Here is a 24,674-nt window from a genome sequence, read left to right as displayed (position 1 = left end):
CTGCACGGCGCCCAGCGCGTTGGCGCTGCGTACCAGCCGGGGGAACGCGGCGTAGAGGGCAGTGAACGCCTCCAGGACGAGGTCGTGCCGGGCCCGCAGATGAGCCCGCTCGTGGGACAGGATCGCTGCTACTTCGTTGTCGCCGAGCGTGTTCAGCGTCCCTTCGCTGACCACGACGCGACTGCGCACGCCGGGCAGGCAGTAGGCGAGGGGTTGCTCCACGTGCAGGATGCGCAGGTCACGGGGTACCGAACACGGCTGGCCCAAGGCGGCATCGTGATCGACTCCGACCAAGTCGACGACCATGCGGTGGCGCGCCCGGCGCCGCCGGGTGGCGATAGCCACCCGCGCCGCGGCGACCGCCAGCCGCGCACCGACCATCAAGGTGAGGGCGAAGACGGCGATGTAGGCCGACCACAGCGGCCAGCCGAGGCGACCTTCGGCGTCCAGGATTCCTGCCGTCGGTCGCCCGTCCGGGCCGGGCATCAGCAGCCGGCTGGCAATCGCTATGCCGGCGCTGAACGTGGACAGCACGGCGGCCAGGGCGATGGCCTGCCAGAGCACCATCGCCGCGCGTGGAGCGCGCTGCGGCCAGGAGGCGCGGGCCAACAACGCCGGTGTCGGGCCAGCCAGCAGCACCGCAAGTACGGTGAAGGCCAGCGCAGACACGCTGTGATTCTCCCTTAGTCGTCGGCCGGAGGTCCAGCAGATGCCGAATTGCGGTGATTTGCTTCGAGTTCGGTGAGTGCGCGGCGCAGCGCGGCGGCCTCATCCGCACCGACTCGCTCCACGAAGTGCACCAGCGCGGCCTGCCTGCTGCCGGAGTCCTCCGCCTGGGCCAGCGCGTCCACCATCAGCCCTGCTACCAGTTCATCGCGGCCATGCACCGGCGCGTAGCGGTGGGCGCGGTCGTCCCGGAGCTGGGAGACCAGATTTTTCTTGGCTAGCCGCTGCAGCACGGTCATGACGGTGGTGTAGGCGAGATCGCGTCGTGCCGACAAGGCTTCGTGGACCTGGCGAACAGTCTGGGGTTCGGGCATGGACCAAAGGTGATCCATCACGGCGCGTTCCAGATCCCCCAGCCGCGTCAGCTTGGCCATAGTTCATCTCCTGAGCGTTGATGACAGCTTACTCCGATTACTACCGAGTGTCGTATCTAGCGCCGTGTTGGTTCCCGCACACCACAACACTACGCAATCAATGCTTGCGAAATTAGGGCAGCCTTGCCTATGCTGATGACGGTCGAGCGAAAGAAAGGGCCGCGGAGAGTCCTGAGGGCTGCAGTGACCCCCGGCCTACTCGATCGGCGAGCCCCGTGCCACGCGCACGGGGCTCGCCCGTTTTTCCGGACCGCATAACCCATGGTGTAGACACAAGGACGTGTCATCAGCCCCAGACTCGGATTTCGTTGCCGCGTTCGACAGCGAGCTCGGTCTGCAGTTCACCGAACTCACTCCGGACGGCGCCCGCGCACAGCTGGAGGTGAAGCCCAAGCTGCTGCAGCCGATGGGTCTGGTACACGGCGGGGTTTACTGCTCGATGATTGAAAGCATGGCGAGCGTGGCCGCATACACCTGGCTGAACGCCAATGGCGGTGGCGGAAACGTGGTCGGCGTCAACAACAACACCGACTTCTTGCGCGCCATCAAGTCCGGCACCGTGTATGGCAAGGCCGAACCCGTGCACCGCGGTCGCCGTCAGCAGCTGTGGCTGGTGACCATTACGGACGACGACGACCGCATCGTGGCCCGTGGTCAGGTGCGGCTACAGAACCTCGAGTCTTAGCACCTTCAAGCGCCTAACTGGCTCTTCGCGCGATGGCTTCGGCGCCTTGCGCCTCGGCGGCCAGTTCCGCCAGCTGCTCAAGCCGCGTTCGCGCGAACGCTTGCTGATCGGTGATGGTCAGCTGACCGCGCCGCGTGCTCAAGAAGGTCACCGTCCACGACAGCAGCGTGGTGATCTTGGTCTTGAAGCCGATCAGGTACACCAGGTGCAACACCAGCCAGATCAACCAGGCGATAAAGCCGCTGAACTCCAGGGGACCGATCTTGGCCACCGCGGAGAACCGCGAGACCGTGGCCATCGAGCCCTTGTCGAAGTATTGGAACGGCTCCCGCTCGGCCGGGTCCGCGCCGGCGAGTTCCGACTTGATGTTGTTGGCAACGTATTTCGCGCCCTGGATGGCGCCCTGCGCCACGCCGGGCACACCCTCGACGGCGGCCATGTCACCGATCACGAAGACGTTGGGGTGTCCCGGGATCGACAGGTCTGGCAGCACCTTGACCCGGCCCGCGCGGTCGAGTTCGACCTCGGACTGCTCGGCGAGGTCGCGGCCCAGCCGGCTGGCCTGCACGCCGGCAGACCAAACCTTGCAGGCCGACTCGATGCGCCGCTCGGTGCCGTCGGCGTCCTTGACGGTGATGCCATTGCGGTCCACGTCGGTGACCATGGCACCCAGTTGGATCTCGACGCCCAGCTTCTCCAACCGTGCCCTCGCCCGATCGCCGAGCTTTTCGCCGAAAGGAGGAAGTACCGCGGGTGCTGCGTCGAGCAGGATGACCCGCGCCCGGGTCGAATCGATGTGCCGGAAGGCGCCCTTGAGGGTGTATTCGGCGAGTTCCGCGATCTGCCCGGCCATTTCGACACCGGTGGGGCCGGCGCCGACGACGGTGAAGGTGAGCAGTTTTGCCCGGCGCTCTGGGTCGCTGGACCGTTCGGCCTGCTCGAACGCGCTCAGGATGCGACCGCGTAATTCCAGCGCGTCGTCGATGGACTTCATGCCCGGCGCGAATTCGGCGAAGTGGTCGTTGCCGAAATAGGACTGTCCGGCGCCGGCGGCGATGATCAGGCTGTCGTAGGGCGTCTCGTAGGTGTGGCCGAGCAACTCCGATACGACGACCTTGCGGGCGAGGTCGATGTGCGTGACATTGCCCAGCAGCACCTGAACGTTGCGCTGCTTGCGCAGCACCACGCGGGTCGGGGGAGCGATCTCACCCTCGGAGATGATGCCGGTGGCCACCTGGTACAGCAAAGGCTGGAAGAGGTGATGAGTCGTGCGTGCGATCAACTTGATGTCGACGTCGGCGCGCTTCAGCTTCTTTGCCGCGTTGAGTCCGCCGAACCCCGATCCGATGATGACGACCCGGTGGCGTTGACGCGGTTCACCTGTGGGTTCCTGTTGGGGACTCATGTTCCGCTGCTCCTGACCGGGGGCTCCTCGACGGGCGACTGACGTTAGCTATTACCCCTATTAAGGTTAGTCAACCTAGCGGCACAAACCCAGCCACGAGCCTGTGTAATGAGCCACACCGAGCGAAGTGCGAAAGTGGACGCTCGCGGCTACAGACCGAAAACCGGGCCCAACGCGTCGGCGACCTTGCTGATAACGCCGGGGATGTGGCTGGTCGGGATGTTGACGATTGCTCCCTGCACTCCCGCGTCGATGACCTTGGCCTGCACCTGCTCGGCGATCTGCGCCGGACCGCCGATGGCCATGCGCCCGGTCATGCTGGCCGGAAGCTGGTCGGGGTCAGCGCTCTCGTCAAACACGACGGTCAACATCAGACTCGTTTCCAGAGTCGAAGGGTCCCGACCGGCTTCCGCGCAGCGCGCCTTGATCGCATCCACCTTGCGGGGAAGTTCGTCGAAACCAGCGACGATATTGAGGTGGTCGGCGTAGCGGGCGGCCAGCGCGAACGTCTTCTTCTCGCCCCCGCCGCCGATCAGGATCGGAATCCGGTCGCGGAACCGCGGTTCGGCCATCGCGGACTCGGTGGTGTACCACTCACCGGAGAAGGTGGGCCGCTGGCCTTTGATCATCGGGTCGATGATCTGCAGCGCTTCGTCGAGACGATTGAATCTGTCGCTGAAGGTGCCGAACTCGAACCCGAGCTGGCGGTGTTCCAGTTCGTACCAACCTGCCCCGATGCCCAGGATTGCCCGGCCGGCACTGACCACGTCCAGCGTGGTGATGACCTTGGCCAACAAGGTGGGGTTGCGGTAGGTGTTGCCGGTCACCAGGGTGCCCAGCTGCAGGCGTTCGGTGGCGGTGGCCAACGCGCCCAGGGCGGTGTACGCCTCCAGCATCGGCTGGTCCGGTGTGCCCAGCATCGGCAGTTGGTAGAAGTGGTCCATCACGAAAAGCGAGTCGTAGCCCGCTGATTCGGCTTCGCGCGCCTGATCGATGACGGTGGAGAACAAGTTCTCCACACCTGTCCCGTAAGAGAAGTTAGGGATCTGAAAACCGAGCCTAATCGCCACGGTGTCTACCGTAGCTCCCGGCTACCGAAGCGGATCAGGCGAACTGGGCGAGCGCCCCGTGGCTGACGTGCAGCGTCTGGCCGGTGATGTGGCGGGCGGCCGGGGTGGTGAGGAACAGCGCCAACCGCGCAATCTCGTCTGCGACCGGCGCCGGTGTGCGCGACAGGCCCTCATAGCCGGGCTGGACGCTGCGACCGCACGCCACCGCGTTGACGGTGATGCCCCTAGTGCCGTAGATCTCCGCCTGCCCGCTGACCCAACTGGAAAGTGCGGCTTTGATCGAGGCGTCGACACTTCCGGTCGCCGGGTTCTCGGCCAGCACGCTGATGATGTTGCCGCCGGAGCGCAGGTGATCGCCGACGCACTGAACCGTCAGCACCGCCGAGAGGAGCGTCGCGTCCAGTGCCCGGCGCCATGCGGTGGCGGTGTCGGACAAGGAGTAGGTGCGCGGGTCGCCGGCGTCCCAGGTCGGTGCCGGGATGTGGACGATGGTGTCGAGGTGGTGCGGGAACAGGCTCCGCGCTTCCTCAAGGCTGCCCGGATCGGTGGCGTCGCAGACGATCGCGTCAACATCGAGTTCTTTGGCGACGACCTCGAGGTCGCTGCCGCGCGAGCCCACCAGGGTGACCTTGTGGCCGTCGTCGCGGAAACGCTCGGCTACCGTGCGCCCCAGATCGGTATCTCCGCCGGTAACCACAACCTCCACTGCCATGACCTCCTCGTGCGATGGCATCGAACTCCGCCCATGTTACTGGACAGTAGCTATTCGGCGAAACCGCCACCGCATCGACGCGCGGACGAATTCCGTAACTATTCGGCTGCGGTGGCTTCAGGGTTAGGTTTGTCGAATGCGTCGGATCGGTTGGGTCGCGATACTGCTGGTCGCGGGCTTGACTTCGTGCAACTCCACCGCGCAGCAAAATTCGGTCGTGGTGTTCGCCGCCGCGTCACTGAAGCAGGTGTTCACCCAGTTAGGGGACCGATTCAGGGCCGACAACCCCGGGACAGGCATCCAATTCAATTTCGCCGGTTCCTCGGAGTTGGCGACGCAGTTGACCCAGGGTGCCACCGCTGACGTGTTCGCATCGGCCGACACCGCGCAGATGGACAGGGTCGCCGCGGCCGGCCTGCTGGCGGACGGCCCGACGACGTTCGCCAGTAACACGCTGGCCATCGTGACCGCGCCGGGAAATCCCAAGCACCTCCAATCCTTCGCCGACCTGGCCCGATCGGGATTGAGTGTGGTCATCTGCCAGCAACCGGTGCCGTGCGGATCGGCGACCCGGCGCATCGAAGAGTCGACAGGCACGCAACTGCATCCGGTCAGTGAGGAACCCAGCGTCACCGACGCGCTCAACAAAGTGACCACCGGACAGGCCGACGCCGCGCTCGTCTACGTGACCGATGCCGCGAACGCCGGAGCCAAGGTCGCCACCGTCAAGTTTCCCGAAGCCGCGATCGCGGTGAATACTTATCCGATCGCGGTACTGAAAAAAGCGCCGCAGTCGGCCCTGGCCCGCAAGTTCGTGTCCACGGTTACGGGCGAGACGGGACGGCAGCTCCTGGACCAGGCCGGCTTCGCCCGCCCCTGACAACGCCAGTGTCCTCGCTCACCAACCTGCCGCGCTGGGTGTACGTCCCAGCCGCCATCGGGACGGTGTTCATCGGGCTGCCGCTGGTGGCGACGGCCGCCAAGGTCGACTGGCCGCACTTCTGGTCGTTGATCAGCAGCGAATCCTCGGCGACGGCGCTGTTGCTGAGCCTGAAGACAGCCGCGGCGAGCACAGCCGTGTGTGTGGTGCTGGGCGTGCCCATGGCGTTGGTGCTGGCTCGCAGCCAACTGCGAGTGGTGCGTCTGCTACGCCCTTTGATCCTGTTGCCGCTCGTGCTGCCTCCGGTCGTCGGCGGCATCGCCCTGCTCTACGCCTTCGGCCGGTTGGGTTTGGTCGGGCGGTTTCTGGAGACCGCCGGCGTCAGCATGGCCTTCAGCACGACCGCCGTCGTGATGGCGCAGACCTTTGTCTCGCTGCCCTTTCTGGTTATTTCGCTGGAGGGCGCCGCGCGCAGCGCCGGTGGCGACTACGAGGTGGTGGCGGCGACGCTGGGAGCACGGCCGACCACGGTGTGGTGGCGGGTCACGCTGCCGCTGCTGGTACCTGGCCTGGTGTCCGGCGCGGTGTTGGCGTTCGCGCGGGCGCTGGGCGAGTTCGGCGCCACTTTGACGTTTGCCGGTTCGCTGCAGGGCGTGACCCGCACGCTGCCGCTGGAGATCTACCTGCAGCGCGTCGATGACCCCAATGCCGCTGTGGCACTGTCACTTCTGCTGGTGGCCGTGGCGGCGCTGGTGGTGCTGGGGCTCGGCTCACGGCGCCTGACCGGACCCGACGCGCGGTAACCGACGATGAGCGAGCTGCAACTGCGCGCGGTGGTCACCGACCGGAATCTGGACCTGGAGTTCACGGTGGCTCCAGGTGAGGTGATTGCGATGCTCGGACCCAATGGCGCCGGCAAGTCGACCGCATTGCACGTGATCGCCGGCCTGCTCCGGCCCGATGCGGGTTGGGTGCGGCGGGGCGAGCTGGTGTTGACCGACACCGCGGCTCGGGTGGAGGTCCCCACCCACCGCCGTCGGGTCGGTCTGCTCCTGCAGGACCCGTTGCTGTTTCCGCATCTGACCGTTCTTGGAAATGTCTCTTTCGGAGCTGCTTTCGGGCCGAACAGCCGGCGCAGCGGGCTGCGTTCCCATCGGGCGTCGGCGCTGCGCTGGCTGCGTGAGGTGGACGCAGTACAACTCGCGGACCGCAAGCCGCGGCAACTGTCGGGCGGTCAGGCCCAGCGCGTCGCGATTGCGCGGGCGCTGGCCGCGGAACCGGAAATTCTGCTGCTCGACGAGCCACTCAGCGGGCTCGACGTCGCGGCGGCCGCGTCGATCCGCGCACTGCTGCGCGGCGTGGTCGCCGGCAGCGGCTGCGCGGTCATCCTGGTCACCCACGATCTACTGGACGTGCTCACCCTGGCCGATCGGGTGCTGGTGCTCGAGTCCGGGAAGATCGCGGAAATTGGGAAGGCGGCCGCCGTGCTGAGTGCACCGCGAAGCCGTTTCGGCGCCCGGATCGCGGGAGTGAACCTGGTCAGTGGATCGATCGGCGGCGACGGCGCTCTGTACACCGATTCCGGTCAGAAGTGGCACGGCATCGCGGACTCGGCGGAGCTTGGCGACGGCGACGCCGCGGTTGCGGTGTTCACGCCGGCAAGCGTCGCCGTCTACGACACGCCGCCCCATGGCAGCCCGCGCAACACCGTCGAAGTGACCGTCGCCGAGTTGGATACCCGCGGACCCGCGGTCCTGGTGCGCGCGGCGGACCAGTCCGACGGGGACCGGGGCTGGCGGCCAGCATCACGGTGGACGCCGCGGCGGAATTGCAGCTCACGGTCGGGACCCGGGTGTGGTTCAGTGTCAAAGCCACCGAGGTAGCTCTGCATCCGGCCTTTCGCCGGTCCACGAACTGGGGAGACACCAGCTAGTCTTTCCTTGCTTCGCAGCGGCAACACGGTAGGTTCGTGCCCATGCATCAGGTGGACCCGAACCCGTCACGCCGCAAAGGATTACTGGCATCGCTGGCCGTTGCGGCCGCGACCAGTGCCAGCGTCGTCACCATCGCCTTGCCGGCTACCTCGAGCGCCGACCCGGAGCCAGTGCCTCCGCCGTCACCGACGGTCGCGCCGCCGTCGTCGCCTGCCGCGTCACCGACACCTGCACCTGGAGCGACCCCAAGCACGCCCGCAACCCCGCCGCCAGGGGCCAGCCCGACCCCGAACGCGCAACCCGGTGACCCCAATGCGGTGCCGCCACCACTGGATCCGAACGCGCCACCGCCGCCGGACCCGAACGCCGGGCGAATCACCAATGCCGTCGGCGGGTTCAGCTTCATCCTTCCCCCCGGCTGGGTGGAATCCGACGCCTCGCACCTGGATTACGGTTCGGCGCTGCTGAGCAAGGCCGCCGGTGAGGCGCCGATGCCCGGGCAGCCCCAACCGGTCGCCAACGACACCCGCATCGTGCTGGGCCGGCTGGACCAAAAGCTCTACGCCAGCGCCGAGGCCACCAATCCCAAGGCCGCCGTCCGGCTCGGCTCGGACATGGGGGAGTTCTTCATGCCGTACCCCGGCACCCGGGTCAACCAGGAGACCGTGCCGCTCAATGCCAACGGCGAGTCGGGCAGCGCGTCGTACTACGAAGTGAAGTTCAGTGACGCCACCAAGCCGGTCGGCCAGATCTGGACAGGCGTGGTCGGGAACCCGGCCGGACCCACCGGTGGACCACCGCAGCGCTGGTTCGTGGTGTGGCTGGGCACGTCGAACAATCCGGTGGACAAGAACGCGGCCAAGGCGCTGGCCGAGTCGATTCGGCCTTGGAACGCACCAGCCGCCCCGGCCGCCACCCCGCCGGCGGAAGGGGTTCCCGGGGCGGTTCCCGGCGCACCGGCACCCGCCCCGGTTGCGCCCGCGCCCGACGCGGGTGCACCGGCACCGGCTCAGGCGCCCGCACCGGCTCAGGCGCCCGCGCCGGCTCAAGTGCCGGCACCCGCCACCCAGGCACCGGCCGGCGGGGCACCGGCGGTGACCGAGCAGCGGAGCCAGCCGGCCTGACCTCTCCCAGGCGCCGCAAACCGACGCTTGAATCGTTATCCAGAAGGCGTATACCGAAGTCACAACCCAGCAACGGAGCTGGGGTGGCGATAGGAGACCCTGATGGACATTGTTGCGGCTACCGAGTTTCTTGCTCGCTCGTCGACCCTGACCAGCGTGGGCTGGATCGGCTACATCATCATCGGCGCGCTGGCGGGCTGGATCGCCGGCAAGATCGTCAAGGGCGCCGGCTCGGGCATCCTGATGAACATCGTTATCGGTGTGATCGGTGCGTTGATTGGTGGCTTCTTGCTCAGTTTCGCCTTCGACACCGCGTCGGGCGGCTGGTGGTTCACCTTCTTCACCGCGATCCTGGGCTCGGTAATCCTGCTGTGGCTCGTCGGCCTGGTGCGGCGCACCTAGCGCTTCGCCGCAGCGGCAAGATGGGGTAATGGCGTCGCCCATCGCCTCAACGATGACCGCATGGCAGGTGCGTGCACCCGGGCCGATGCGGACCCAGCCGCTCGAACGTGTCAGCACCGCGGTCCCGCGACCGGCGCCGACCGAGCTCTTGGTCGCCGTGCTGGCGTGCGGGGTGTGCCGCACCGACCTGCACGTCACCGAGGGGGACCTGCCCGTGCACCGCGACCGGGTGACTCCCGGCCACGAGGTGGTGGGGGAGGTGGTCGAGGTCGGCTCAGCCGCCGGCGACGCGTTCAAGGTGGGCGACCGGGTGGGCATCGCCTGGCTGCGACACACCTGTGGGACGTGCAAATACTGCCGCCGGGGCGACGAGAACCTGTGTCCGCAGTCCCGTTACACGGGTTGGGACGCCGACGGCGGGTATGCCGAGTTCGCCACGGTCCCGGCCGCATTCGCCCATCACCTACCGGACGGGTACAGCGACAGCGAGCTGGCGCCGCTGCTGTGTGCCGGGATCATCGGCTACCGCTCTCTGTTGCGCGCCGAGGTGCCGCCGGGAGGCCGACTGGGGCTCTACGGATTCGGGGGCAGTGCGCACATCACCGCCCAGGTCGCATTGGCGCAGGGCGCCGAGGTACACGTCATGACCCGCGGGGCCGCGGCGCGCGAACTCGCTCTGGCGCTGGGCGCCGCGTCGGCACAGGACGCCGCCGACCCACCGCCGGTTCCGCTGGACGCAGCGATCCTGTTCGCGCCGGTGGGCGACTTGGTGCTGCCCGCGCTCGAGGCACTCGACCGGGGTGGCACGCTCGCGGTGGCCGGAATCCATCTGAGCGACATCCCGTCGCTCAACTATCAACGGCATCTGTTCCAGGAGCGCCAAATTCGGTCCGTCACGTCGAACACACGAGCCGATGCACGGGGCTTCCTCGACTTCACCGCTCAGCATCACATCGACGTCACCACGCCGGAATACCCGCTGGGACAAGCCGATTGCGCGCTGACCGATCTCAGTTCGGGCCGGATAGCCGGAGCCGCGGTACTTCTCGTGTAGGTCAGCTTGACAGGTGCCAGACCAGCGCCGCAGCCACGGCACCCACGCCGTTCAACGACCAGTGCAGCGCGATCGGCGCGATCAAACTGCCGCTGCGCCTGCGCAGCCAGCTGAACACGAACCCGGCCGCGCCGGTGGCCAGGACCGCGAGCGTCACACCGGCCACCATCCCGAAGACACCGCCGCCGAACAGCCGGGTGAAGCCAACGTTGTTGCTGGTCAGGCCCAACGACGTGGCGATGTGCCACAACCCGAAAAGCAGCGATCCGGCCAGCGCGACGCCGCGAAACCCCCAGGCCCGGTGCAACGTGCCGTGCAGCACGCCGCGGAAGACAAGTTCCTCCGGAATGACCGTCTGCAGCGGGATGACGACCATCGAGGCGACCACGGCGCCAGAGATCGTCGCGTAGTGGTTGTTCAGGAACATCGGCCGGGTGATCGGCAGCAGCACCCCGACCGCGATCACCGACACCACCAGCGTCACGGCGGCCAGCGCGTAGCCCATGCCGGATCTCCAGTGTTCGCGGCCCAGACCGAGTTCAGCCCAATCCAATCCGCGCCAGCGCAGTAGCAGCACCAGCCCGACGGCGGCCGCCGGGACGGTCGCGATGCCCGCCCAAGCTGTCGTGAAGTGCGCGACCAGGTTGGTCAGCACCAGGACAGCGACGACCACCACGATGTCGACGTGGATGCGAAACCTGTCCGGTTGCGCCGGCGCAGCACAGGCCGGTTCCAGGATTTGGTGACGCATTGGGGCGAGTCTACCGGCGTCGCGGCGGGCGCTCCCTAGCTTTCTCGCACCGCAAGCCGGCGGCGGACGTAGCTCTTGTATTCGTCGGAGAGGGCATCGGCGGCCAACAGACGGGGGAGCAATTCGGGTTCTGACATCTTGGCGCGAAAGACCATGCCGATCGTCACGTCGTGGTCGGGCCGGTCGACAATGGTGATGTCGTCACCGGCCTGGACGGTTCCCGGTTCGAGCACTCGGAGGTAGGCACCCGGCTTACCGGCCTGAGTGAAGGTTTTCATCCAGTGGCTCAGGTCGAGGAACGCCGAGAAAGTGCGGCACGGCGTTCTGGGCGCGGAGACCTCCAGCAGCAACCCGTCAGTGCCGATGCGCCAGCGCTCACCGATTCTGGCCCCGGTGACGTCGATGCCCGAAGTGGTCAGGTTCTCACCGAACATCCCGTGACTGAGGGTGCGATCGAGCTTCCCCTCCCACTCGTCGAGGTCTTCGCGGGCGTAGACGTAGACGGCCTGATCATCACCGCCGTGGTACTTGCTGTTGCCGATCGTGTCGCCGACGAGTCCGCTGCCCAGCCCGCCGCGCTTGGGGCCGGGCGCCCGGACGAGGACCGGTCCGGTGGCGGCGACCTTGTCGATGCCGGTCACCTTCTTCATGGCGCGCGGATCGGGGTTGGGACGGCCCCCAGCTACGTTGACCGACAACACTTTCGCCACTCGGACAGCGTAGCGAGCGAGTCGGTATGTCACTGGCTCGGCGTATGATCGCACGTATGTTCGAGTCGCGAACCGAGGTGTCGGCCGAGGAGCAGCTGGCGCGCTTTAACCGGTATATGGACGAGGTGATCGACCATCGGGAGGGGTTGACGGCCAAGACGGCGGAGTCTGCGGGGTGGGTCGCGCGCATCCAGGCGGCCGCCCGGGTGCAGAACCAGGCCGCCGCACTGGAGTTCGTCGCGGTCGGGCAGTTGTTCGGCTACCGGCTGTCGCGCAGCGCCGAAACCGAGGATTGGGCGATGGACACCATGGAGGCGGTCGCAGCCGAGGTCGCCGCGGGGCTGAAGATCAGCCACGGGCTGGGGTTGGCCAAAGTGCGCTACGCGCGCGCGATGCGCGAGCGTCTGCCGCAGGTCGCTGAGGTTTTTATCGCCGGCGATATCGATTTCTCGGCGTTCGCCACCATTGTCTGGCGCACCGACCTGATCACCGACCCGACGGCGCTGGCCTACGTCGATACCCGCATCGCGGCCAGCGTGACCCGCTGGCCGTCGCTGACCGCCGCCCGGCTGGCCAAAAAAGTCGACACCATCGTGGCCCAGGCCGATCTCGATGCGGTACGCCGCCGCAAGAAAAACCAGAAAGACCGCGAGGTATACATCGGCGAGGACTGTGAAGGCACCTCCGAAATCCACGGCAGCCTGGCCAGCCCGGACGCCCGCGCGCTGGACGCCAAACTGTCCGCCCTGGCCGCCACCGTCTGCCCGCACGACCCCCGCACCCGCGACCAACGCCGCGCCGATGCCCTGGGCGCGATGGCCGCCGACGCCACCCGACTGGGCTGCCGCTGCGGGCGCACCGACTGCACCGCCGCTCAACGCAAACCCGCCTCCCCGGTCACCATCCACGTCATCGCCGAACAAGCCACCCTCACCGGCAACACCACCACCCCAGCCAGCCAGATCAGCGCCGAGGGCCTCATCACCGCCGAACTGCTCGCCGAGCTGGCCCTGACCGCCACACTCGTACCGCTCATCCACCCCGGCGATGCCCCACCCGAACCGCACTACCGGCCCTCCACCGCCCTGGCCGATTTCGTACGCGCCCGCGACATGACCTGCCGCTGGCCCGGCTGCGACGTGGCCGCCACCCACTGCGATATCGACCACACCATCCCCTACGCCCAGGGCGGGCCCACCCACGCCGGTAACCTGAATTGCTTCTGCCGGCGCCATCACCTGATCAAAACCTTCTGGGGCTGGACCACACGCCTACTCCCCAACGGCAACCTGATCCTGACCTCTCCCACCGGAGACACCCATGCCACCGTCCCCGGCAGCGCCCTGCTGTTCCCCAGCCTGTGCCGACCCGTGGGCGGCATGCCCACCCACCAACCCGAGTTGCCCCAGCATTACTGCGCTGAGCGCACCGCCATGATGCCCCGGCGCCGCCGCACCCGCGCCCAACACCGCGCCCACCGGGTGGCCACCGAACGCCGCCACAACCGCAACGCCCGCCTCAACCCCAAACCCCAAACCGGTGACCACCCCGCCCAGCCCCCACCCACCGACGACGACCCACCACCGTTCTAGACGGCTGATAGCCGCCATTCACCCGGCACGCCCTTGAGTCGGTGCGCGCCGCGGTCCTCGAACTCCAGCCCGGACCCGATCACCAGATCGCGCAGCGTGCTCGACACCAGCACCTCGTTGGGCCCGGCCAATGCGCTCACCCGCGCCCCGATATGCACCGCGATCCCGCCGATGTCGTCGCCGCGGACCTCACACTCACCGGTATGCAACCCTGCCCGCACCTCAATACCCAAGGCCCGCACCGCATCCCGAATCGCCATCGCACAACGGATCGCCCGCTGCGGCCCATCGAACATCGCCACAAAACCATCACCGGTGGTGTTCACCTCACGACCCCGAAAACGAGACAACTGCGACCGCACCACCGCATCGTGCGCATCCAGCAGCGCACGCCAATCCCGGTCGCCCATCTCGGCAGCCCGGCGCGTCGAATCCACGATGTCGGTGAACAACACCGTGGCCAGAACCCGATCATCGGCAACTTCGGCTCGGTGGCCGGTGAGGAACTTGGCGACCTCCTGGAACGAGTCGCGCCACGGCTCCACGAAGTGGTACAGGTTGCGCCCTGGCAGTTCGACGTATTTCGCGTCGGGTATGTGATCCGCGACGTATTTGCCCCACGCGGGCGGGACCATCTCGTCGTCGCCGTGCTGGAGCACGAGGGTTGGCACCCGAATCGTCGGCAGCACCGCCCGCACGTCTACTTCGGTCAACAGAGGTATCAGGAGAGCGTAGGTTCGTGGACTCGCGGCAAGCCGGTCATGTCGTGCAATCGCGGCGCCGATCTCTTCGTTCCACGGCATATCGGGATTGATCGAGCGCCAGTATTCACCCGTTCCCCAGATGGCTGCCAGGGCAGCGACGATTTCCTCGGGGTCAATGCCATCGGTGCGTTCGGCAATCGGATTGGCGTAGCCCTCCAGCACTACGAGCGCGGTGGTGCGAGCCGGATGTGTAGCAGCGAACAGCGCGCCCGGGGCTAGGGCACCGGGTCCGGTCAGAAGTACTGCTTCGCGGACTTCGAGATCGTCGAGCACCGCAGTGATGCTGTCGGCCCATTGCTCCAGGGTCGGCAGCGCGCCTGGCTCGACAGGATCTGATGCGCCGCTTCCGGGCTGATCGAGGAAGATGAGCCGACCGAGCGACGTCATCGCCTCAACCCAACCTCGAACCGACGGAAGCTCTGGCAGCAGTTCGCAGCAGGTGAACCAATTCGGGACGAACACGATGTCGCGTTCACCTTCGGGCGACGCTCTGTAAGCGACGCTCAAGTCCCCGTTCATCGCATAGCGCGTCTCCGAGAACATTGCGGAATTCTAGTTCTCTGGGAGGCGTATCGGGAGGCGTTTACGCTGTTCACCGGCGTTCCAGTGACCCACACCGTGGGCGTGAAGCGCTACTCGCTCTCCCCATCCCAGGTCCAACCGGAGATCTCGGGATCGTCCTCGCCGTACTCCCGTGTGTAGCGGCGGGCGGCAATGCGGGCGTCGACCATCCGCTGACGCAATACCGCGGTGCGGCTACCCAGCCCTTCAACCCGGTCAATCACATCCATGACCAGGTGAAAACGATCCAGCTCGTTGAGCATCACCATGTCGAACGGCGTCGTGGTAGTGCCACGCTCCTTGAAGCCGCGCACATGCAGCTGGTTGTGGCCCGCGCGGCGGTAGGTCAGCCGGTGGATCAGCCACGGATATCCGTGGTAGGCGAAAATGACCGGCTTGTCCTGGGTGAACAGCGCGTCGTACTCCCGGTCGGGCAATCCGTGCGGATGCTCGGAATCCGGCTGCAGCCGCATCAGGTCCACCACGTTGACCACTCGCACGGCCAGATCGGGTAGTTCGCGCCGCAGGATCGCCGCTGCCGCCAGCGTCTCCTGCGTCGGGATGTCCCCGGCGCAGGCCAGGACCACGTCGGGATCACTGCTGGCCGTGCTGGCCCACTCCCAGATGCCCAGACCCCGGGTGCAGTGGGCAATCGCGTCGTCCATGTCGAGGTAGGCCAGCGCCGGCTGCTTACCGGCGACGATCACGTTGATGTAGTTGCGGCTGCGCAGGCAGTGATCGGCCACCGACAGCAGCGTGTTGCCGTCCGGGGGCAGGTAGACGCGGGTCAGCTCGGCGCGCTTGTTGGCGACCAGATCGATGAAGCCCGGGTCTTGGTGCGACGCGCCGTTGTGGTCTTGACGCCAGACATGCGAGCTCAGCAGGTAGTTCAACGACGCGATCGGCCGCCGCCACGGCAGCTCCAGGGTGGTCGACAGCCACTTCGCGTGCTGGTTGAGCATGGAGTCGACGATGTGCACGAACGCCTCGTAGCAGTTGAACAAGCCGTGCCGGCCGGTCAACAAATACCCCTCCAGCCAGCCCTGGCACAGATGCTCAGACAGCACCTCCATCACCCGGCCGTCGGGCTCGAGATGGTCGTCGTCGGGCCCGGTAGCCGAGAGCCACACCTTGCCGGTCGACTCGAACACCGCGTCCAAGCGGTTGGAGGCCGTTTCGTCCGGCCCCATCAGCCGGAACCGGTCGGCATTTCGCTTGATCACGTCGCGCAGGAAGGCGCCGAGGATGCGGGTGGCCTCATGCATCTTCGTCCCGGGGTCCGTGACCTCCACCGCGTATTCACGGAAATCGGGCAGGTCGAGGTCGTGCAGTAGCAGCCCACCGTTGGCGTGCGGATTGGCGCTCATCCGGCGATCGCCGGTGGGCGCGGCGCCTTTGAGCTCCGGCCGCAAAACGCCGTTGTCGTCGAACAGTTCATCGGGGCGGTAGCTGCGCAGCCACTGCTCGAGCTGGGCACGATGCTCGGGGTTGTCGTGCGTTCCCGACAGCGGGACTTGGTGGGAGCGCCAAGTGCCTTCCACCCGCTTGCCGTCCACCTCCCTGGGGCCGGTCCAGCCCTTCGGCGTGCGAAGAATGATCATCGGCCACACCGGCCGTTCCGTCTCACCGCCGTCGCGGGCGGCGCGCCAAATGGCCGCTATGTCGTCGAACGCATCATCCAGCGCCGCGGCCAGCTGCTGATGGACGTCGGCCGGGTCGTCGCCCTCGACCGTGATCGGGCGGTAGCCATAACCCCGCATCAGCGCCTCGAGCTCGTCGTGCGGGATACGCGCCAGCACGGTCGGATTGGCGATCTTGTAGCCGTTGAGATGCAGGATCGGCAACACCGCGCCGTCCACGGCGGGGTTAAGGAACTTGTTCGAATGCCAGCTGGCCGCCAGGGGTCCCGTCTCCGCTTCGCCGTCGCCGATCACACAGGCGACCACCAGATCGGGATTGTCGAAGGCGGCACCGAACGCGTGCACCAGCGCATACCCGAGTTCGCCGCCCTCGTGGATCGACCCCGGAGTCTGGGCCGCCACGTGGCTGGGAATGCCACCCGGGAAGGAGAATTGCCGGAACAGCTTGCGCAGTCCCTCGGCGTCTTCTTCGATGCCGGTGTAGACCTCGCTGTAGGTGCCCTCCAGGTAGGCGTTGGCCACCAGCCCGGGACCCCCGTGGCCGGGCCCGGTGATGTAGATGACGTTGGCGTCGCGATTGCAGATGATCCGGTTGAGGTGCGCGTAGATCAGATTCAGGCCCGGGGTGGTGCCCCAGTGCCCGAGCAGTCGGGGTTTGACGTGCTCGGGTTCCAGCGGCTGCGCTAACAGGGGGTTGTCCAGCAGGTAGATCTGGCCGACCGACAGGTAGTTGGCGGCGCGCCAATAGGCGTCGATGAGGGCCAGTTCGTCGTCGGAAAGGATCGCGGGCGCAGTCTGTCGGCTCATCAGGCTCATCTACCCGATTGTTCCGCCCTCATTCTTCACCGCGGGCGCGCGCTTCGTAGGCGCGACGCTTCTCGACGTCGATGTCGTCGGTGAAGACGTGGTCGCCACCGATCATCCGGTTCAGCGCCTCGGCGACCCGGCGCGGCCAGAATTTCTGCGAAACCACCATTGCCCCCGCGACTTTGGTGATCCGCATGCGCGGCTTGGGTTGCGCTATCAGGGCCGCGACCGCGTCGGCGATCTCATCGGGTTCGGCGTTGCGGAAGCCCTTCATGCCCGAGGTTCCCGCGACCAGCTCGGTGTTGACGAACGTCGGCAGGACCGAGGAGAACTTCACCCCGGCCGCCCGGTACTCGAGCCGGGCGGAATCGGTGAACGCCAGCACCGCGTGCTTGCTGGCGCAGTAGGTGGCCAGCCCGACGATGTGCATCTCACCGGCCAGCGAGGCGATGTTGATGACGTGGCCCTGCCCACGCGGAACCATCCGCTGGGCCGCCAGCTTGCTGCCGAGGATGACGCCGTAAACGTTGATGTCCAGGATGCGCCGGGTGACGGCGTCGGGTTCGTCGACGATGCGGCCGACCGGCATGATGCCCGCGTTGTTCACCAAGACGTCGATCGGTCCGAGCTGGCGTTCCACCTGATCGAGAAAATCGGAGAACGAGGTGGGATCGGTGACGTCGAGCCTGCCGTACACCTCGAGCCCGAGGTCCGCCCCGGACTCCTTGACCGTCGTCTCGTCGATGTCGCCGATGGCGACCTTGGCGCCGAGCTTGTGCAGCGCGGTCGCGGTGGCCAACCCGATGCCCCGTGCGCCGCCGGTGATCACTACGACTTTTCCACCGACTCTGGCTGCGACCGATGCCGTGTCTGCCACTTCTGTCTCCTTTTCGGATCGCCCCGGTTAGCAGGGTACTAGGTGCCCGCGCCACCGCGTAATCGCTTGGCAAACAACCACTTTGGCAACGTAAATGGCCGCACCGTCGGTAGCGCGAGAGCGCCGAGTACGGTGTGCTCATGCCCGAGGGCTTGCTTGCTGCGGTGCGCGTCGTGGACTTGTCCGACGGAAAGGCCGACACGGTCACCCGATTGCTCGCCGACCTTGGCGCGGACGTGCTGAAAGTGGAACCGCCCGGGGGCAGTCCGGGGCGCCGGTCGCTGCCCACCGTCGCAGGCGCGAGTATCCCGTTTGCCGTGCACAACGCCAACAAGCGAAGCACGGTGCTCGATCCCGGCGCTGACGGCGACCGCCGGCGCCTGCTGGATCTCGCCGCCACTGCCGACATCCTGGTCGATACGGGGCGCGCGGCGAACTACGGCGCCTCGGCCGCCGACCTCGCCGACCGCTACCCGCACCTCGTGGTGCTGTCGATCAGCGACTTCGGTGCGACGGGGCCGCGGTCGTCGTGGCGCGCCACCGACGCGGTGTTGTATGCCATGGGCGGGTCGCTGGCCCGGTCTGGACCCACCGTGGGGACCCCGGTGTTACCGCCCGAAGGAATCGCCTCGGCGACCGCCGCCGCGCAGGCAGCCTGGGCGGCACTGGCCGCCTACTACAACAAAATCCGTTGTGGTACAGGCGATTACATTGACTTCTCCCGTCTCGATGCGGTGGTGATGTCACTGGATCCGGCCTTCGGGGCACACGGACAGGTCGCGGCTGGTATTCGCAGTAGTTCCCGCTGGCGGGGCCGCCCCAGGAACCAGGACGCGTACCCGATTTATCCGTGCCGGGACGGTTACGTCCGGCTGTGCGTGATGGCACCGCGCCAGTGGCGCGGGCTGCGTCGCTGGCTGGGGGAGCCGGACGACTTCCAGGATCCGAAGTATGACGTGATCGGTGCGCGGTTCGCGGCGTGGCCACAGATCAGCGCGCTGGTGGCGGCGCTGTTCGCCGGAAAGACCATGAAGGAGCTGGTGGCCGCCGGCCAGGAACATGGTGTGCCGATTGCCGCGGTCCTCACGCCGTCTCGCATTCTTGCCTCCGAGCACTTCCAGGCCGTCGGGGCGATCACCGACGCCGAGTTGGTACCCGGCGTGCGCGCGCAGGTTCCCACCGGCTATTTCGTCGTTGACGGGGAGCGGGCGGGCTTTCGAATGCCGGCGCCAACCGTCGGGCACGACGATCCAGGCTGGGTCGCCGACCCCGCCCCGGTGTCCTCGGCGACCGGGACCACGGGCGAGTATCCCCTGGCCGGGTTGCGAATTCTGGATCTCGGCATCATCGTCGCCGGCGGCGAGCTCAGCCGGCTGTTCGGCGATCTGGGTGCCGACGTGATCAAGATCGAGAGCGCGGAATATCCCGACGGGCTGCGGCAGGCCCGGGTCGGAGACCCGATGAGCGAATCCTTCGCCTGGACCCACCGCAATCACCGGGCCCTGGGCGTCGACCTGCGCAACGAGGCGGGCAAAAAGATCTTCGGCCGTCTCGTCGCCGAAGCGGACGCGGTGTTTGCCAATTTCAAGCCCGGCACCCTCACCTCACTAGGGTTCAACTACGACGCGCTGCGCGCGCTCAATCCACGGATCGTGCTGGCCGGCAGCAGCGCGTTCGGAAACCGGGGACCCTGGAGCAGACGACTCGGCTACGGACCCCTGGTACGCGCAACCACCGGCGTCACCCGGGTGTGGACGTCCGACGAGGCACCCGCCGAGGGCGGCCGACATCCTTTCTACGACGCGACCACGATCTTCCCCGACCACGTGGTCGGACGCATCGCCGCAATCCTGGCGCTGGCGGCGCTGATCCGCCGCGACCGGCACCAGCAAGGCGCGCACGTACACATCTCGCAGGCCGAAGTGGTCGTCAACCAACTAGACACGCTGTTCGTCACCGAGAGTCTGCTGGCCGCGGGCATCGCCGACGTCCGTAGCGACACCAGCGTCCACGCCGTCTACCCGTGCGCGGGTGACGACGAATGGTGCGTCGTCTCGATCACCTCGGATGGCGAATTCCGTTGCCTTGCAGAAATTTTGGGACAGCCCGGGCTACCGCCCGACGAGTTGGGGGCCGCGTTGCGCAAGTGGACTAGCACCCGCACGCCACTGGAAGTGGCCGAGACTCTGCAGCAGCGCGGCATCGCGGCCGGACCGATGCACCGGCCGCCGGACATCTTGGAAGACCCGCAGCTGATCCACCGCGGTCTATTCCACGACATGACGCACCCGCTGATCGCCCGCCCGCTGCCCGCCGAAACCGGACCGGCGCCGTTCCGGCACATCCCGCAGGCACCGCAACGCCCGGCGCCGCAGCCGGGCCAGGACACGCGCGAGGTCTGCGCCCAGCTGCTCGGCATGACCCCCGAGGAGATCGAGCGACTGATCGGCGACAAAGTGCTGTTCGCACCGGATTGAGAAGGGCCAACATGTCCGCACTGTTCTTCGTCGACGGCCATTTCCGCACCGCCGACCACGCCGAACCGGTGGTGGAGGCGGCCACCGGTGAACACCTCGGCGACGGCGCCGTCGTCTCCGAATCCGACCTCGACGCAGCGGTCGCGGCCGCCCGCCGGGCATTGCCCGATTGGCGCGCCAGCTCACCGGACCACCGCGCCGGGATCCTGATCGCGATGGCCGATGCGCTCAAGGCGCGCGCCAAGCCCACCAGCGAGCTGGTCAGTCGGGAAAACGGCATGCCGATCACCCTCTCGCGCGGCGCCAACGGGGCCTTCCCGCCGTTGCTGCTGCGTTACTACGCCCAACTGGTCACCGAAACCCCGGTAGAGGAGATCCGGCCCAGCGTCACCGGGCACACGATCGTGCGCCGCGAGGCCGTCGGCGTGGTCGCCGCGATCATCCCGTGGAACTACCCGCAGGCGCTGGCCGCGATGAAGGTCGCACCCGCGCTTGCGGCCGGGTGCACCGTCGTGCTCAAAGCTTCGCCCGAAACGGCTTTGGACGCATTGGCTTTCGCCGAAGCTGCCGTCGACGCCGGGCTGCCGGCCGGGGTGCTGAACGTGGTGTCGGGCGGGCCGTCGGTCGGTGCCTGCCTCGTGGCCCATCCCGGGGTGGACAAGGTCGCCTTCACCGGCTCGACCGCCACCGGGCGGTTGGTCGCCGAAATCTGCGGACGCCTGATGCGCCCGGTGACGCTCGAGCTCGGCGGCAAGTCGGCGGCGATCATCCTCGACGACGCCGACCTGGACGCGACCATCCGCGGACTACGCAACGCGTCGTTCGTCAACAACGGTCAGACCTGCCACCTCAGCTCACGCATCCTGGCGCCCAGGTCGCGCTACGACGAGATCGTCGACGCGGTCGCGGCGCTGGCCGACGGCCTAGCGGTGGGTGACCCGCTGGACCCGGCAACCGAGATCGGCCCGCTGGTGAGCTCGCGGCAGCGCGACCGGGTGCTGGACTACATCGCCGTCGGCAAGGACAGCGGTGCCAGGCTGGTGGCCGGCGGATCGGTGCCCAAGGACCAGCCGCGGGGCTGGTTCGTGACGCCGACGGTGTTCGCCGACGTCGAGAACTCCGATCGACTGGCCCGGGAGGAGATCTTCGGTCCGGTGTTGACCGTCAGCGGTTACGACACCGACGAGGAGGCGATCGCGCTGGCCAATGACACCGAATTCGGCTTGGCCGGCACGGTCTGGTCGGCCGACGTCGATCGGGCCACCACCGTCGCGCGCGCTGTGCATACCGGCACCATCGGGGTCAACGACTACGCGCTCGATGTGCGCGCGCCGTTCGGTGGTGTCAAGGCCAGTGGCCTAGGCCGGGAGTTAGGGCCCGAGGGCCTAGAGGCTTACCGGACGCTCAAGTCGATCTACCGCACCGGACCCGCCTGACGCGCTCGCGATAGGTTTCAGGCATGCCCGTCGATCCCAAGACGCCGGTGCTGATCGGCTATGGCCAGGTCAACCACCGCGGAGAAATAAACCCTGACCGGCCCTCCATCGAGCCACTCGACCTGATGGTGACGGCCGCACGGCAGGCTGCCGACGCCCGCGTGCTCGAAGCCGTCGACTCCATCCGCGTGGTGCACATGCTCTCGGCCCACTACCGCAACCCCGGCCTGCTGCTCGGCGAACGCCTCGGGATCGGCTCGTTCACCGCCGGATACAGCAGCGTGGGTGGCAACACACCGCAAGCACTGGTCAACCGGGCATGCCTCGACATCCAGCAGGGTCGCGCGGGCGTGGTGCTGATCTCAGCCGCCGAAACCTGGCGCACCCGCAACGAACTGAAGAAGCGCGGCGCCCGGCTGGTGTGGACCGAGCAGGACAACTCGGTGCCCATGCCCGAGGTCGCCGGCGACGACGTGCCGATGGCCGGTGAAGCCGAGATCCGCATCCGGCTGGACCGGCCGTCCTTCGTGTATCCGATCTTCGAGCAGGCGCTGCGGATCGCCAACGGCGAGTCCATCGAGGAGCACAGCAGACGCGTCAGCGAGCTGTGGGCACGGTTCAGCGCCGTGGCAGTCGACAACCCCAACGCATGGATCCGCCGCCCGGTGAGCGCGGAGGAAATCCGGGAGCCCAGCCCACAGAACCGGATGATCAGTTGGCCCTATACCAAGCTGATGAACTCCAACAACATGGTCGACCAGGGCGCGGCGCTCGTGCTGACCTCGGTGGAACAGGCCCAGCGCCTTGGCGTGCCGTCCGAACGCTGGGTGTACCCGCAAGCCGGTGCAGACGCCCACGACACCTCGGCCATCGCCGAGCGGGGGGAGTTGCACCGCTCCCCGGCGATCCGGATCGGCGGGGCGCGGGCGCTGGAACTGGCCGGTCTAGGCATCGACGACGTCGACTACGTCGACCTGTACTCGTGTTTTCCGTCCGCTGTCCAGGTAGCCGCGAACGAGCTGGGCCTGCCCGTCGACGACCCGGCGCGCCCCCTGACGGTCACCGGCGGGCTCACCTTCGCCGGCGGCCCGTGGAGCAACTACGTCACCCACTCCATCGCCACCATGGCCGAACTGCTGGTGGCAAACCCGGGCCGCCGGGGCCTGATCACCGCGAACGGTGGTTATCTGACCAAGCACAGCTTCGGTGTGTACGGCACCGAGCCGCCGCCGTCGGGGTTCCGCTGGGAGGACGTACAGCAGGCGGTGGACCGGGAACCGACCACGACCGAGGTCGTCGAGTGGGAAGGCGTCGGCACAGTAGAAGCCTGGACGACGCCGTTCGACCGCGACGGGCAGCCCGAAAAGGCATTCCTAGCCGTCCGCACCCCCGACGATGCACGCGCGCTGGCGGTGATCAACGACCGCGGCGCGGCGGCAGCGACCCTGGACGAGGACTTCGCCGGCGCAAAGGTTGCTGTTGCCGGAGACGGCACCGCAACGTTGCAGTAACCGGGTCACGGTAAAGACTCAAAAATGCGCAAGTCAGCGCTGCTTGCCTATTGTCAGTGAGGGAGGTGAAGCCCGGTGCACGTGCTGCTTACCGACGCCACTAGCACGGTCGGGCGGTTGCTCGCGCGCCAGCTCATCGCCGCCGGGCACACCGTCAGCGGCATCGCCTCCCACCCGCACGAGTGCCTGGATCCCAATGTGGACCTCGTCTGCGCATCCCTACGCGACCCGGTGCTGGTGGACTTGGCCGCCGACGCCGACGTCGTGATCCATCTCGCTCCGGTCGACACCACCGCCCCGGGCGGGGCGGGTGTCACGGGTGTCGCGCACGTGGCCCACGCCGCCGCCCGCGCCGGATCCCGGCTGCTGTTCGTGTCGCAGGCCGCGGGCCGGGCGGACCTGTACCGTCCGGCGGAGATGCTGGTGACCACCGGGTGGGCGCCCAGTCTCGTCATCCGGATCGCTCCGCTGCTCGGCCGCCAACTCGACTGGATGACGTGCCGCACGGTGGCGACCCTGATGCGCACCAAGATCTCTGCGCAACCGATCCGGGTGCTGCACTCCGACGACCTGGTTCGTTTCCTGGTGCAGGCGGTCGGCACCGACCGCACCGGCGCGGTGGACCTGGCCACACCGGACACCACCAACGTCATCACCGCCTGGCGGGTGCTGCGTAGCGTCGATCCGCGGCTACGGCTGCATGGCGTCCGGGGCTGGGACCAGCTGGTCCCGGAGCTCGATATCGCTGTGGCGCAGGAAGATTGGAATTTCAACTACGGCTGGCAGGCGCTGGACGCGGTGGTGGACACCGGCCGGGGACTCGTCGGGCGCAAACTGGGACCCGCCGGCGCGGTCGTCGGGTCGGGTCAGCTGCCGCTGCCGTTTGAGACGTTGCCCCGGCTCGGTTCGGCCGGGGGTCTCGACGGGGAGTTCGACGACCGGATCGATCCGCGTTTCCCAGTGTTCAGCGCCACCGGGCTGGCCGACTCACTGCCGGGGCCGCTCACGCCCATCACGCTCGACGTGCAGATGAGCGGGCTGCGCGCGGCGGGGCAGGCCATGAGCCGGGTGCTCGCGCTCGGCGATGTGATCGCCGAGGAGTGGGCCAGCAGCGCGATCGCGGTGTTCGGGCACCGGCCCTACGTCGGGGTGTCGGCGAACATCGTCGCTGCCGCTCAGCTT

Annotated in this window: 20 protein-coding genes and 2 pseudogenes; 12 read left to right on the top strand and 10 right to left on the bottom strand. The window is 67.5% G+C overall.

All coding sequences use genetic code 11. The annotated features are described in order from the left end of the window. Both BN972_RS17640 and BN972_RS17635 read right to left on the bottom strand, forming a co-directional pair. A partial coding sequence (locus tag BN972_RS17640) for a M48 family metalloprotease (RefSeq protein WP_036360254.1) occupies window positions 1-669 on the bottom strand: 669 nt, incomplete at its 3' end. 14 nt (window positions 670-683) lie between these two features. Further along, window positions 684-1,100, bottom strand: a complete 417-nt coding sequence (locus BN972_RS17635) for a BlaI/MecI/CopY family transcriptional regulator (protein ID WP_036360252.1) — start codon at window positions 1,098-1,100, stop codon at window positions 684-686. A gap of 280 nt (window positions 1,101-1,380) precedes the next feature. Between BN972_RS17635 and BN972_RS17630 the strand changes: the two genes are divergently transcribed. After that, complete coding sequence (locus tag BN972_RS17630; RefSeq protein WP_036360250.1) at window positions 1,381-1,785, top strand: PaaI family thioesterase; 405 nt, start codon at window positions 1,381-1,383, stop codon at window positions 1,783-1,785. A 13-nt stretch (window positions 1,786-1,798) separates the two neighbouring features. On the opposite strand, the gene BN972_RS17625 is transcribed toward BN972_RS17630, so the two are convergent. The 3 genes from BN972_RS17625 to BN972_RS17615 all read right to left on the bottom strand — a co-directional run bounded on the left by BN972_RS17625 (window position 1,799) and on the right by BN972_RS17615 (window position 4,972). Next, window positions 1,799-3,190, bottom strand: coding sequence for an NAD(P)/FAD-dependent oxidoreductase (locus tag BN972_RS17625; RefSeq protein ID WP_036360248.1), 1,392 nt, complete (start codon window positions 3,188-3,190; stop codon window positions 1,799-1,801). Between the two features lie 149 nt (window positions 3,191-3,339). Beyond that, a complete protein-coding gene (locus BN972_RS17620; protein WP_036360246.1) occupies window positions 3,340-4,260 on the bottom strand; it encodes an LLM class F420-dependent oxidoreductase in 921 nt (306 codons plus the stop codon). 34 nt (window positions 4,261-4,294) lie between these two features. Then, a complete protein-coding gene (locus BN972_RS17615; RefSeq protein ID WP_036360244.1) occupies window positions 4,295-4,972 on the bottom strand; it encodes an SDR family oxidoreductase in 678 nt (225 codons plus the stop codon). Between the two features lie 136 nt (window positions 4,973-5,108). On the opposite strand from BN972_RS17615, the gene modA reads away from it, so the two are divergent. The 6 genes and pseudogenes from modA to BN972_RS17585 all read left to right on the top strand — a co-directional run bounded on the left by modA (window position 5,109) and on the right by BN972_RS17585 (window position 10,366). After that, complete coding sequence (gene modA, locus BN972_RS17610; RefSeq protein ID WP_036360242.1) at window positions 5,109-5,852, top strand: molybdate ABC transporter substrate-binding protein; 744 nt, start codon at window positions 5,109-5,111, stop codon at window positions 5,850-5,852. An 8-nt stretch (window positions 5,853-5,860) separates the two neighbouring features. Beyond that, the gene (locus BN972_RS17605; protein ID WP_200869738.1) at window positions 5,861-6,655 is read left to right on the top strand and encodes an ABC transporter permease; all 795 of its coding nucleotides are present in this window, start codon (window positions 5,861-5,863) and stop codon (window positions 6,653-6,655) included. A 6-nt stretch (window positions 6,656-6,661) separates the two neighbouring features. Then, window positions 6,662-7,785 (top strand): annotated as a pseudogene (locus BN972_RS17600) (sulfate/molybdate ABC transporter ATP-binding protein). A 42-nt stretch (window positions 7,786-7,827) separates the two neighbouring features. After that, complete coding sequence (locus tag BN972_RS17595) at window positions 7,828-8,910, top strand: alanine and proline-rich secreted protein Apa (protein ID WP_036360240.1); 1,083 nt, start codon at window positions 7,828-7,830, stop codon at window positions 8,908-8,910. 102 nt (window positions 8,911-9,012) lie between these two features. After that, on the top strand, window positions 9,013-9,312 hold the full coding sequence (locus BN972_RS17590) for a GlsB/YeaQ/YmgE family stress response membrane protein (RefSeq protein WP_036360237.1): 300 nt from the start codon (window positions 9,013-9,015) through the stop codon (window positions 9,310-9,312). A 28-nt stretch (window positions 9,313-9,340) separates the two neighbouring features. Continuing rightward, window positions 9,341-10,366, top strand: a complete 1,026-nt coding sequence (locus tag BN972_RS17585) for a zinc-binding alcohol dehydrogenase family protein (RefSeq protein ID WP_036360235.1) — start codon at window positions 9,341-9,343, stop codon at window positions 10,364-10,366. 1 nt (window position 10,367) lies between these two features. On the opposite strand, the gene BN972_RS17580 is transcribed toward BN972_RS17585, so the two are convergent. Together BN972_RS17580 and BN972_RS17575 are read right to left on the bottom strand one after the other, a co-directional pair. Next, window positions 10,368-11,117 carry a CPBP family intramembrane glutamic endopeptidase gene (locus BN972_RS17580; RefSeq protein ID WP_036360233.1) on the bottom strand — a complete coding sequence of 250 codons (750 nt, stop codon included), beginning with the start codon at window positions 11,115-11,117 and terminating at the stop codon, window positions 10,368-10,370. Between the two features lie 35 nt (window positions 11,118-11,152). Further along, window positions 11,153-11,818 (bottom strand): MOSC domain-containing protein, encoded by a 666-nt coding sequence (locus tag BN972_RS17575; RefSeq protein WP_036361178.1) that lies wholly within the window; start codon window positions 11,816-11,818, stop codon window positions 11,153-11,155. Between the two features lie 65 nt (window positions 11,819-11,883). Between BN972_RS17575 and BN972_RS17570 the strand changes: the two genes are divergently transcribed. Beyond that, window positions 11,884-13,419 carry an HNH endonuclease signature motif containing protein gene (locus BN972_RS17570; protein ID WP_036361177.1) on the top strand — a complete coding sequence of 512 codons (1,536 nt, stop codon included), beginning with the start codon at window positions 11,884-11,886 and terminating at the stop codon, window positions 13,417-13,419. Here BN972_RS17570 and BN972_RS17565 read toward each other — a convergent pair. From BN972_RS17565 to BN972_RS17555, 3 genes are all read right to left on the bottom strand, one after another. Beyond that, a complete protein-coding gene (locus BN972_RS17565) occupies window positions 13,416-14,726 on the bottom strand; it encodes an adenylate/guanylate cyclase domain-containing protein (RefSeq protein WP_036360231.1) in 1,311 nt (436 codons plus the stop codon). The genes BN972_RS17570 and BN972_RS17565 overlap by 4 nt on opposite strands. Before the next feature lie 89 nt (window positions 14,727-14,815). Beyond that, a complete protein-coding gene (locus BN972_RS17560; RefSeq protein WP_036360229.1) occupies window positions 14,816-17,200 on the bottom strand; it encodes a phosphoketolase family protein in 2,385 nt (794 codons plus the stop codon). Between the two features lie 19 nt (window positions 17,201-17,219). After that, window positions 17,220-18,068 (bottom strand): SDR family oxidoreductase, encoded by an 849-nt coding sequence (locus BN972_RS17555; protein ID WP_036360227.1) that lies wholly within the window; start codon window positions 18,066-18,068, stop codon window positions 17,220-17,222. A gap of 140 nt (window positions 18,069-18,208) precedes the next feature. Here BN972_RS17555 and BN972_RS17550 point away from each other — a divergent pair, with 140 nt between their 5' ends. From BN972_RS17550 to BN972_RS17535, 4 genes and pseudogenes are all read left to right on the top strand, one after another. Continuing rightward, window positions 18,209-20,545, top strand: coding sequence for a CaiB/BaiF CoA-transferase family protein (locus BN972_RS17550; RefSeq protein WP_099051110.1), 2,337 nt, complete (start codon window positions 18,209-18,211; stop codon window positions 20,543-20,545). Between the two features lie 11 nt (window positions 20,546-20,556). After that, window positions 20,557-21,981: an aldehyde dehydrogenase gene (locus BN972_RS17545; protein ID WP_036360223.1), complete on the top strand. Its 1,425-nt coding sequence runs from the start codon at window positions 20,557-20,559 to the stop codon at window positions 21,979-21,981. 23 nt (window positions 21,982-22,004) lie between these two features. After that, a complete protein-coding gene (locus tag BN972_RS17540; protein ID WP_036360221.1) occupies window positions 22,005-23,492 on the top strand; it encodes an acetyl-CoA acetyltransferase in 1,488 nt (495 codons plus the stop codon). Window positions 23,493-23,567: 75 nt separating this feature from the next. Further along, window positions 23,568-24,674, top strand: a pseudogene (locus BN972_RS17535) (hypothetical protein); the annotation flags it as partial.

The organism is Mycobacterium asiaticum DSM 44297 (assembly GCF_000613245.1).
GTDB classification, from domain to species: domain Bacteria; phylum Actinomycetota; class Actinomycetes; order Mycobacteriales; family Mycobacteriaceae; genus Mycobacterium; species Mycobacterium asiaticum.
This window is presented reverse-complemented; position numbering and strand designations above follow the sequence as displayed.